This window comes from Candidatus Kurthia intestinigallinarum, from assembly GCF_003991225.1.
Lineage (GTDB): Bacteria > Bacillota > Bacilli > Bacillales_A > Planococcaceae > Kurthia > Kurthia populi.
Genome location: NZ_JTFC01000144.1, coordinates 1 through 2,173 on the forward strand (window position 1 = coordinate 1; position 2,173 = coordinate 2,173).

General features: G+C 34.4%; 2 protein-coding genes. One reads left to right on the forward strand and one right to left on the reverse strand.

The genetic code is table 11. The features are described from left to right. Positions 1–253 precede the first annotated feature (253 nt). Complete coding sequence (locus QI30_RS19265; RefSeq protein ID WP_126992109.1) at positions 254–694, reverse strand: ASCH domain-containing protein; 441 nt, start codon at positions 692–694, stop codon at positions 254–256. 1,001 nt (positions 695–1,695) lie between these two features. Here QI30_RS19265 and QI30_RS19270 point away from each other — a divergent pair. Then, a partial coding sequence (locus QI30_RS19270; protein WP_148113907.1) for an RNA-guided endonuclease TnpB family protein occupies positions 1,696–2,173 on the forward strand: 478 nt, incomplete at its 3' end.

Below are 2,173 nucleotides of genomic sequence, written 5' to 3' on the forward strand. Positions count from 1 at the left end.
TATTTATTTGGGGAAGGTAGTGTTTGGGCTTTACCTTTTTCACTATTAGTAATTGCTACAATTATTTTTGGTGTAAGGAAATCTATCTCTAAAACAGCAGCATAAAAATCTGTAAAAATGCTACATTCAAAAAAACCTTCGGAGTGTTGATGTACCAACACCAACACTCCGAAGGTTTTTTTGTTCCCAATGTTGCGTTTGGGAACGTTATTTAGGTTTACTTTGTATAGTTTATAAATTTATTTAAAGTGATTTATTTCGGATAGACCTTCTTAAATCGTTCGCAAACAACTAACATATCTGGTGAGAATTCTTTATCGTACTCTTTTAATAAATTACTAAAAAAATTCTCGTGTGCATCCCACCAAAATTGATAATCCCCTTCGCCTTCAGCTAAAGCAAATTCTTCGGATACATCGTTCATCGGCATTACTTCAACTGATTCAATTTGAATAATCGCAACAGGTGCGTCCGTCACATTCAAAACAATGTAATATTCCCCTGCTTGTGGTAATGCTTCTTTTTCTAATTCATAAAATACATAGCCAGAGGTTGTTGCTGTTTTCTTTCCTTTAACAACTAAATCCGCTAACCAATCAGCTGAAGCGCCAAATTGAAACGCATCTTTATATTTAATATCTTCTTGCTGAGTTACGACACAAAAATCATTCCAAAACTGATGAATATTCTCCATTTATAAACACCCTTTAATAAGATTATGTATTAGTAAAACCAATATTTTACTTTATTCAATCATAACATTCCCAAAGCCCGGCTTGGTAAACAAAAAGCAGCTAGGGTTTCAACTTGTCCTAGCTGCTTGATTTAAGATATTAATATGGTTGAAACCAAACACAGTAATTCATGAAAATAAGACAAGAAAACATACATAAAATTGGTGTAAGTAACATTCGTCTTTTTAAAATCATTTGCGTTAAAAGGGGGCGTAATTTCTTCCACATAATCACGCCTAATGTTATTACGAACAAAATAATAAACACTTCTGGATATACTAAAAAGAAAGCGAAATCGCCTATCCCTAAAATGATCTCTAATAACACAGCATAACCTAGCAAACGTATTTTCCCTACATATAGTTGAATATTAAATATTAATCTTATAAGCCACATCTTTATTTTCAATTCCCATCCCCCAAATAAAAAAGATACAATATATCCTATTTTATCACAGATAATGTAAGGGCATTAAAAGGTAGCCGTATATGGGAATCATATTCGTTTTAAAGTAGACACGTAGCATAAAGTTCATGCTATTTCTCATACTACTCAACATAATTGCCTTTCATGCTACAATATATACGCAGCATTTTCAGCTGACTCCTTTTTCGAAGGGAGGTGCACTACATGCCTAAATTTTCGCGACAAGAAAGAATGAAGGCTGAGCGAGAGAAGAAGCGTAGCGAAGGACTGACCATCTTTCGATACACAGCGGATCTATTCCGTTTTATCGATACACTATATCGACTCTTTCGTATGATGCTGTAAAACGATAAAAAGACGTTGATTCCAAACGGAACTAACGTCTTTTTATCATTTCTTCGCAGAATACCCCTCCCTCAAGGAACGTAGTGAGTAGGGAGGGGATGAATGCGAACCCAATTATTCTGCCAGTACTAGTTTGTTGAAAAGAACATCCGTTCCTATTATAATATTCGAAAAAAAGGAGGTGTCTGTCATGTCACATAAAGCGTATAAATTCCGTATCTACCCAAATAAAGACCAACAAGCATTAATTCATCAAACGCATGGTCATTGCCGTTTTGTGTACAACTATTTCCTTGAACGTTGGAATACTTCTTATGAAGAAGAAGGAAAAGGGTTGAATCGTTCCATTATGTCTAAAATGCTCACAAAGCTGAAAAAACAAGATGATACCGCTTGGTTACGTAATGTAGATAGTGTGGCATTACAAGCCTCTTATGAAAATTTAATAGACGCTTTTAAACGTTTCTTTCAAAAGCAAAATAAATATCCTCGCTTCAAAAGTAAAAAGAATCCAGTTCAAAGTTATACTACGAAGAATACGAATAACAATATTGCGATTGTCGGTAATCAAATGAAACTACCAAAATTAGGACTTGTAAAGTTTGCGAAATCTCGTGACATTGAAGGCCGCATTTTAAAAGCGACCATTAAATATAATGCGAGTGGTA